Origin of the sequence: Achromobacter aegrifaciens (assembly GCF_902859735.1) — a bacterium.
In the GTDB taxonomy this organism is placed as follows: Bacteria; Pseudomonadota; Gammaproteobacteria; order Burkholderiales; family Burkholderiaceae_B; genus Achromobacter; species Achromobacter aegrifaciens.
The window spans coordinates 86,416-94,964 of sequence record NZ_CADIJY010000018.1; the positions used below are offsets into that span (position 1 = coordinate 86,416).

Genomic DNA, 8,549 nt, shown 5'->3' on the forward strand with positions numbered 1-8,549 from the left:
CCGCGGACCGACTGGCGGTCCGCGGAGGAAAGCGTGCAAATGGGGGTGGGTCGGGCGTTAGGGACCGAGGGGCAGGCGGAGCAGGTCCTGTCCCAGCACTACCGGTCCCTGGAAGGTCTGCCGTGCCTGGAGCCAATGCTCCGCCGGGGCGTCGCCCGGGACCAGGTGGGACAGCACCAGCGTCTTGACGCCAGCGCGGGTAGCAACTTCGCCGACCTGTTGCGGCGTGGTGTGGGCTTCCAGCAGTTGGCGGGCCAACGCTTGCTGGCGGGCATCCCAGGGCTTGGCGCCGACGATGTGGTCGACCCAGGCCGGATCGATCGCCTCGTGCACCAGGAAGTCCGCGCCGCGGGCCAGCTTGATCAGGTTTTCGCTGACCGCGGTATCGCCGGAGAACACCACGGAACCCGCCTTGGTGTCGAAACGGTAGGCGAAATTGGGATACACCAGCCCGTGCGGAACCAGGATGGCGCTGACCTTGACGCGCTCGTCCTGCCAGACTGGGAACGGGTCCATCGGCGGGGCCGGGTCGGTGTTGGGGTCCTTGACCACGCCGTCCGGAACCTCGATGTCGTGCGCCTGGAAGAACTGCCGGATGTCCGGCACGCCTTCGCTGCGCACCCGGATGTTCAGATCGGCCGACATGCCGGCAATGACCGATTCGACCAGGTCGCGAGTCCCCGCGGAAGGATTCTCCGAGTGGATCACGGGGGCGTCCTTCATGCCAGGCGCGAGCGGCGGCAGCGCGCCGCGCCGGCCAGGCCCGTAAATCTGCATCGATGCCTTGGCGCGGCGGCGGGCGCTGGGGTCATACATGAGCAGGTTGGCCAGATCGATGATGTGGTCGGTATGCAGATGCGTCAGGAAGACGGCCTGCTCCGAGCCGGGCTTGACGCCCGCGCGGCGCAACTGGCGATAGGCGCCCGAGCCCAGGTCGACGACGTAGGCCTTGCCATCCACCAGTACGGCCGAGGATATTCCGTGCGGCGAGTCATCCCCGTACCAGGTCGGGCCGCCGGCGACCCCCAGGAGCACCAGCTCGGCCGAGCCGGGCGGTTCAGCCGCGAACGGCGCCGAACAAAAGCCGGCCAGGGTCAGGGCGGCGGCTGCGATCCATGTCTTGCGCGCGTCAAACATGGCGGCCCTGCGGAAGAAGGGTCAGCGCCACCAGTGCGACCACGCAGGCGCCCATCACGTAGAGCGCGGGCGCAAACGCCACGCCCGTGGTGTAGGTGATCCAGGTAAGAATGGCGGGCGCGAATCCGCCCAGCACCGTGACCGCCGTGTTGTACGACAGGGACATGCCCGAAGACCGGACTGCCGTGGGAAACACTTCCGACAAGGCCGCGGGGGCCACGCCCACGTACATCGCCACCATCAGGCAGAACAGCGATTGCACCACGATGAGTGCGCCCAGGGTGTGTGTCGCCTTCAGCCACATCATCAGCGGGTAGACGGCGATCAGCAGGATCAGCGCCGCTGCGCGCAGAACGGTGCGGCGCCCGTAGCGGTCCGACAGCGTGCCGGAAAATACGCAACCGCCGATCAGAAACAGATTGCCCACGAGCGCCGCCGTGAAGGCCTGTGAACTGGAGAAGCCCAGCGATTTCTGCACATAAATGGGCATGAAGATGATCAGCGCGTAGGGGCCGACCGCCCACAGCACCGACATGCACAGGCCGGTCAGAAGCTCCTTGGGGTAGTTGCGCAGGACCGCCAGCAGCGGCGCCTTGACGTGGTCGCCCTGGCGCTCCTGGCGCGCCTGTTCCTCGCGGAAATGCGGCGTTTCGTCCAGCGCCCGGCGCATCCACAGACCCACCGGCGCGATCGCCAGCCCGATGATGAACGGCACGCGCCAGCCCCATTCGCCCACCTGTTGTTCGGTCAGCAGCGTGGTGACCAAGGTCGCCACCAGCGCGCCCAGCAGGTTGGAGATGCCCATGCTGGCCTGCAGCCACGAGGCATACTGGCCGCGTTTGCCCTCTGGCGCATGTTCGACCAGGAAGGCGGTGGCGCCGCCGACCTCGCCGCCGGCAGAGAAACCTTGCAGCACGCGGCCGCAGACGATCAGCAGCGGGGCTCCCACGCCGATCGCGGCATACGGCGGAGCTGCCGCGATCAGCAGCGTGCCCACGGCCATCAGCATGATGGTCAGGGTCAATGCCGCCTTGCGGCCGGCGCGGTCGCCATAGGAACCCAGCACCAACGCGCCCAGGGGACGCACCACGAAGCCCAGGCCGAAGGCCAGGAACGAGGCCATCAGTTGCACGGTGGGATCGGAGTTGTGGAAAAAGTTCTGTCCGATGTAGACAGCGAAGAGGGCATAGACGGTGAAGTCATACCATTCGAGGGCATTGCCGGCCGACGCGGCAATCACTGCCTTGCGGCCGCTGCGCTCCTGCGCCGTGGCCTGATGCGCCGGACGGCCGGGTGGAGCTCCGGCTCCCGGATTGATCGTGATGTCTTTCATTGCTTTCCCCTGGAATCATGCGTGCTTGGAGCACGCTCTGAATAAACTGAAAATGAACCGCCGCCCCTTGGCCCTGCGGCGGCACGCGCACGCCTTCAAGCATCGTGCCGCCCACGGTCGCTAGTCGCTCTGTCCAGGGCTGTTGTGGCTGTATCGGATGGTGTCGATTCGTGCGATGTTCTTCTTGCGCACTTCGTCCAGCGCGTCTTCGTAGCCCGCATCCGCATAGCGCAGTACGCCGCTGGCCGTGTCGTTGGTCATCGACAGGCGCAGGCGCTGGTCGGCGGCCTCGGTGCCGTCCGCCACCACGGTTACGCCGGCGCTGGTCATGTAGCCGCTGTATCCGCCGCCGCCCGAATGGATCGCCACCAGGTCGGCGCTGGACGAGCAATTGATCATGGCATTGAGCAACGGCCAGTCGGCGATGGCGTCGGAGCCGTCGCGCATGTTTTCCGTCATGATGTTCGGATGGGCCATGGCGCCGGCGTCCAGGTGGTCGCGTGTGAAGGCCACGGGCCCGCTCAGCACGCCTTCGCGCACCATCCGGTTCACTTCCAGCGCCAGCTCGGTACGCTCGCCGTGGCCGAGCCAGGCGATGCGCGCGGGCAGGCCCTCGAACGGCACTTCCTTGCGCGCCAGCCGGATCCAGTTGGACACGATGAAGTTGTCCGGGAAACGTTGCAGCAGGAAGTCGTCGATCTTGCGGATGTCGTCCGCGTCGTTGGACAGCGCGATCCAGCGGAACGGACCGATGGCGCGCGCGAACAGGGGCCGCAGGAACGCCTCGGTGAAAACCGGGATTTCGAACGCGCGCTCGACGCCGCCCTGTTTCGCATGGGTGCGGATCAGGTTGCCGTTGTCGAAGACGATCGAACCGCGGTCCTTGAATCCCAGCATCGCGGTGACGTGGCGGACGATGGAGGCGCGGCTGGCGTCCATCAGCCCAGGCACGTCGCTGCGGCGCATGTCGGCCACCTGTTCGAGCGTATGCCCGGCGGGAATGTAGCCGTAGACCAGGTCGTGCGCCGAGGTCTGGTCGGTGACGATATCGGGCACGATGCCGCGGGCCAGGATTTCGGGGTAGACGTCCGCGGCATTGCCCAACAGGCCGACCGAAACGGGTTCGCGGCGGGCCTGTGCCGCCTGGATCAACTCCAGGGCTTCGTCCAGGGTGTCGGCGCGCCGTTCAAGAAAGCCTGCCTTGATGCGTTTTTCGATGCGCTCGGGGTTGATCTCCACCGTGAGGATGGCGGCATTCGCCATGCGGCCGGCCAGCGGCTGCGCGCCGCCCATGCCGCCCATGCCCGCCGTCAGGATGAAGCGTCCCCGCAGATCGTTGTCGAAGTGGCGTTCAGCGATGCGCGAGAAGATCTCATAGGTGCCCTGGATCACGCCTTGCGAGCCGATGTACTGCCAGTCGCCCGCCGTCAGTCCGCCCCAGCAGATCAGGTTGTCGCGTTCCATCTGGTAGAAGTTCTCGGCATGCGCCCACTGGCCGACCATGTTGCAGTTAGCCATGATCACGATTGGCGCTTGCGGATGCGTGCGCAGCACGCCTATGGGTTTGCCCGACTGGACGATGAGGGTCTGGTCCTCCTCCAGTTCCATCAGGGCCTGCACCATGGCGTCATGCGCGGGCCAGTCGCGCGCGGCCCGGCCCAGCGCGGCGTAGACCACCAGGTTGGCCGGGTCTTCGCCCACCGCCAGCACGTTTTCCAGCAGGCGCAGCAGCGCTTCCTGGCGCCAGCCTTTGCAGCGCAGGGTGTTGCCGCCGGGGATGTTGAATTCTCGTTTCACGCCGTTTACCTCAGGATGCCAATGCGTAGTCGGTGAAGTTCATGCCCAGCGCCTTTTCCACGATGGGATAGACGGAAGGATCCGTCACACTGGAAGACAGGGGGATGTGTTGCTTCTGCACGTGCAGCACGCTGACTTGCAGGCCCTCGCGTAGCTTGCCCGCGCTGACGGGGTTGCCGTCGCTGTCCAGCGTGGTGATCACATCCGGATAGCAGGCCACCCGTTCTCCCTGGCCGTCGGTCACCGCCATGTGTTCGTTCATCACATGGATGACGCGCTTGGAGGCGCCTTCGCCGATTTCGACGGTGCCGATGTCGAAGGCTTCGTCGGTGTAGCGCAGCGTATTGCGCACCACCTTGCCGGAAGCGATGATCTCGCCCTGCGTGGCTTTGCAGATCGCGTCGATGACCGCGCTGCCGCCGCGCGCTTGTGCGGCGATGATGGCCTCGCCCAGCGCCAGGGCCTTGCTGATGCCGCCCAGCGCTGCATGGCGGCGCACATAGGAAGCGCGTATGGGGTTGCGGCAGCTGGCGATGAAGCCGCCCGCCATGTCGGCCGCCTTGCGCAGCACCGGCGATACCTTGCCGGTGGCGCCATGGACGGTCAGCTCCATATAGGAATTGCTGGCGCGGTTGCCACCCACCGCGCACTGGATCATCGGTTCCGGGCTGCCCGCCAATCCCAGCGAACCCATGTCGCCGGTGGGGTGGGCGCGGATGTCGCCGACGGCGTCGACGACCTTGGTTCCCAGCACGGCCGAAGGCAGCCAGCCGTTCAGCGTGCTGGACATGCCGTTCTGGCCGATGATCAGCCCGTAGATCCGCTCTCCGAGCGCGTCCTGCAGCCGTTGCGCGGCCTTGACGTAGTCGATGCCCAGCATTTGCCAGTCGGTGAGCCCGCCCGGCGCGCCAATCGCGGCCGCCGTGGCGATCCAGGCGTCGTCCGGCACCTCATCCATGGTTACCAGTTCAGGGCGGCCTATGGTGACGGCAAGCGAGCCCAGCTCACGCCCATGCTCGGCCCAGCCGCCTCCGCCGCAGGCGAATACCGACCCGCCCCGAACCGCAGCCTCGACATCTTGCATCGTCAAAATTCTTCCCATGACGCCTTTCCTCCCGGTTGCTCATTTCAATGATTCCCGCAACGGTTGCGGGATGGACGGGGGGATCATAGGAAGCAGCCTTGATAATGTCGTATTACCTTTTATGCTTTGTACATAACATGGTGTTAATTACTGGACGCGCTCATAGCGGAGCGCTTGGGCAGCGGGAAAAGGGCCTGAGGGATATCCCCTAGGCGCGTGATCGAGGCGCCGGGCTGATTCAGCCGCGCTGGTCGAGCTTGTGGAGCACGTCGATGAAGGCTAGCGCCAGCCGGGACAGGGGCTGGAGCGCGAGATGAAACACATTGACCGGCGCGTTCACGGTGCCGATGATCGGCAGGGTCACCACTTCCGACCAGATCGGCCCGGCTACCGTAATCTCGTCCACCAGCGCCACGCCTGCGCCAGCTTGGACCAGGGCGCAGGCGACGTGCGCCTGCTGGACCTCGATGCGCGGTTCGGGTTGTGCATGTTCGCCGCCGAACAGCTTGTTGATCAACATGCCGAAGGGAATGTCCGCGCTGTAACCGATCAGCGGCTCTTCGGCCAGATCGTGCACCGTCACGCGGCCGCGCGCCGCCAGCGGATGCCCTTTGGGCAGCACCGCCACGATCTGGTTTTCATACAGCGGCTGCCACGCCAGGCTGGGGTGTTCCACCGGCATGTAGGCCACGCCCAGTTCCACCTGTTGCGTCAACAGCGATTGCTGCATCACCGTGGGGATCAAGGTTTGCAGGACGATGCGCACTTCCGGGAATTGCCGCCGGAACTGCGCGATCGCGCGGGGCAGCAGCGACTGTCCGAGGCTGGGGCTGCAGGACAGGCGCAGTTGCCCCTCGCGGTTTTCGGCAAGGTTTTCGGCGACCTCGTTCACGCGCTGCACGTTCTGGTACAGCGCCGTGACCTCCACGAACAGCCGGTGGGCCTCAGGGGTGGGGTACAGCCGGCCCTTGATGCGCTGGAACAGCATCAAGCCCAGGCGCTGCTCCGTATAGGCGATCAGCCGGCTGACCGCGGGCTGCGAAACAAACAGCAGCTTGGATGCGCCGCTGATGGAGCCGCTGAGCATGATGGCCCGGAAGACTTCGATCTGCCGCAGATTCAATTTCATATGCTTAACCTGATGTTAATTCTCTCGCACATATAAGCATAAGACGTTTTGGATGGCCGCTCCTACACTGCCTGCACTCAACACAGGATGGAAGCGGTCATGAGCGATTTCGATTTGGTGGTGCGCGGCAACATCGTCGACCCGGATGGCGTGGTGATGGACGGCTGGCTGGCGGTCAGGGACGGCAAGGTCGCGGCGCGCGGCGCTGGCGAGGCCCCCGCGGGCCGCGACAGCGTGGATGCGCGGGGCCAGTGGATCGTGCCCGGCGTGGTCGACGGCCAGGTGCATTCGGGCAGCCAGCTGAACCAGGAAGGACTGGGCTGGGCATCGCGCGCGGCTGCCGCCGGCGGGGTGACGGTCATGGTCGACATGCCCTACGACGATCCGGAACCCGTGGCTTCGCGTCCGCAACTCGACGCCAAGATCGCCGAGGTGGAGCGCGATTGCCATGTGGACGTGGCGCTGTTCGGCACCCTGAACACCCAGCACGGCCTGGCGGCCGCGGCGGGGCTCATCGAAGGCGGCGTATGCGCCTTCAAGTTTTCGACCTTCGAAGCGACCCCGGGCCGATTTCCCCGCATCGAGGAAGACGATCTGTACGAAGCCTTCCGCCTGATCGCTCCATCCGGACTGGTTTGCGGCGTGCACAACCAGATGCAGGAACTGACCCGCAAGAACATCGCGCGGCTGGTCGAGGCCGACGACACCGGCTGGGACGCGTTCATGCGCGCGCATACGCCGCTGATCGAGAACCTGGCGACGGCGCTGATCTATGAGATCGGCGCCGAAACCGGCGCGCGCGCCCATGCGGTACACGTGTCGACTTCCCGCGGTTTCGAGATCTGCAATATGTACCGCCGCAACGGCCATCGCGCCAGCATCGAAACCTGCGTGCAGTATCTGATGCTGAACCACGAAGAGCACACCCGCCGCTTCGGCGCGAAGACCAAGCACTATCCGCCGATCCGTCCCAAGGCCGAGGTCGACCTGCTCTGGACCCATATCGCCAAGGACGAATGCACCTTCGTGTCGTCGGACCATGTCAGCTGGGGCCTGGAGCGCAAGCAGAATCCGAACGTATTCAAGAACTCGTCCGGCGGCCCGGGCCTGGAAACGCTGTTGCCCGCTTTCTGGACCGGCTGCGAAGAGCATGGCATCGCGCCGTCCATGGTGGTGCGCCAACTGAGCCGCAACCCCGCGCAGCACTTCCTGCTGGATGACCGCAAGGGCTCGTTGGAGGTGGGCAAGGACGCCGACATCGTCATCCTCAAGCCGGAACGCTATGCCTTCGATCCGTCTACCAGCCTGTCGGCGGTGCAATGGAGTTCGTTCGAAGGCCGCGAGTTCACCGTGCGCGTCGCGGGCACCTGGTGCCGCGGCCAGCAGGTCTACGATGGCAAGGGCATCGTCAATCAGAAGGGCGACGGCCGCTTCCTGCGTCCGCGCCAGGCCTGAGGGAAACGGCAATGTCTGTGCAGTTTCCTCCCCTGAACGCCGAGCGCCTCTGGGCCCGCGTCGAAACCCTTTCCCGTTTCACCCTGCCCGACGTCCCCTGGACGCGCCGCGCGTTCTCGCCGTTGTTCGACGAAGCGCGCGCCTGGCTGCGCAGCGAATTCGAGGCCGCGGGCCTGGCGACCCGCCTGGATGCCGGCGGCAACCTGATAGGCACGCTGGCCGGGCGCGATCCCGCGCGCAAGCCCATCGCCACCGGCTCGCATTGCGACACCGTGATGGCAGGGGGCCGTTTCGACGGCATCATCGGCGTGCTGGCCGGCATCGAAGTGGCCCACACCTTGCGCGAGCAAGGCGTGCAGCTGGAACATCCCTTCGAGGTCATCGACTTCCTGTCCGAGGAGCCCAGCGACTATGGCATTTCCTGCGTCGGCAGCCGCGCGCTCTGTGGCCAGCTGACGCCCGACATGCTGGCGGCCCGCAATCCCGAAGGCGAGACGCTCGCCGCCGGCATCGCCCGCATCGGCGGCGACCCCTCGGCGCTGGGCGCGCCGCTGCGCGGCCCTGACGGCACCGCGGCGTTCGTCGAACTGCATATCGAACAAGGCCCGGTGCTG

The 8,549-nt window shown here is 65.9% G+C and carries 7 protein-coding genes; 2 read left to right on the forward strand and 5 right to left on the reverse strand.

All coding sequences use genetic code 11. The annotated features are described in order from the left end of the window. Positions 1-57: 57 nt before the first annotated feature. The 5 genes from HV766_RS27800 to HV766_RS27820 form a co-directional block, all read right to left on the reverse strand. A complete protein-coding gene (locus tag HV766_RS27800; protein ID WP_175182220.1) occupies positions 58-1,137 on the reverse strand; it encodes an MBL fold metallo-hydrolase in 1,080 nt (359 codons plus the stop codon). Further along, positions 1,130-2,470 (reverse strand): MFS transporter, encoded by a 1,341-nt coding sequence (locus tag HV766_RS27805; RefSeq protein WP_054459118.1) that lies wholly within the window; start codon positions 2,468-2,470, stop codon positions 1,130-1,132. Before HV766_RS27805 ends, HV766_RS27800 begins: the two co-directional genes overlap by 8 nt. A gap of 120 nt (positions 2,471-2,590) precedes the next feature. Beyond that, the gene (gene ertB / locus HV766_RS27810; protein ID WP_175182221.1) at positions 2,591-4,267 is read right to left on the reverse strand and encodes a thiourocanate hydratase; all 1,677 of its coding nucleotides are present in this window, start codon (positions 4,265-4,267) and stop codon (positions 2,591-2,593) included. 10 nt (positions 4,268-4,277) lie between these two features. Then, positions 4,278-5,369, reverse strand: coding sequence for a thiohydantoin desulfurase (gene ertC, locus HV766_RS27815; RefSeq protein ID WP_175182222.1), 1,092 nt, complete (start codon positions 5,367-5,369; stop codon positions 4,278-4,280). A gap of 220 nt (positions 5,370-5,589) precedes the next feature. Beyond that, positions 5,590-6,480: a LysR family transcriptional regulator gene (locus HV766_RS27820; protein ID WP_054459123.1), complete on the reverse strand. Its 891-nt coding sequence runs from the start codon at positions 6,478-6,480 to the stop codon at positions 5,590-5,592. Positions 6,481-6,579: 99 nt separating this feature from the next. Here HV766_RS27820 and ertD point away from each other — a divergent pair, with 99 nt between their 5' ends. Beyond that, positions 6,580-7,935, forward strand: a complete 1,356-nt coding sequence (gene ertD, locus HV766_RS27825; protein ID WP_175163603.1) for a hydantoin-5-propionate amidohydrolase — start codon at positions 6,580-6,582, stop codon at positions 7,933-7,935. Between the two features lie 11 nt (positions 7,936-7,946). Next, a partial coding sequence (locus tag HV766_RS27830; protein WP_175182223.1) for a M20/M25/M40 family metallo-hydrolase occupies positions 7,947-8,549 on the forward strand: 603 nt, incomplete at its 3' end.

Bases quoted from the DNA above. Each gene is read 5' to 3' on its own strand.
- HV766_RS27800 (WP_175182220.1), bottom strand. From the start codon at position 1,137: ATGTTTGACGCGCGCAAGACATGGATCGCAGCCGCCGCCCTGACCCTG.
- HV766_RS27805 (WP_054459118.1), bottom strand. From the start codon at position 2,470: ATGAAAGACATCACGATCAATCCGGGAGCCGGAGCTCCACCCGGCCGT.
- ertC (WP_175182222.1), bottom strand. From the start codon at position 5,369: ATGGGAAGAATTTTGACGATGCAAGATGTCGAGGCTGCGGTTCGGGGC.
- HV766_RS27820 (WP_054459123.1), bottom strand. From the start codon at position 6,480: ATGAAATTGAATCTGCGGCAGATCGAAGTCTTCCGGGCCATCATGCTC.
- ertD (WP_175163603.1), top strand. From the start codon at position 6,580: ATGAGCGATTTCGATTTGGTGGTGCGCGGCAACATCGTCGACCCGGAT.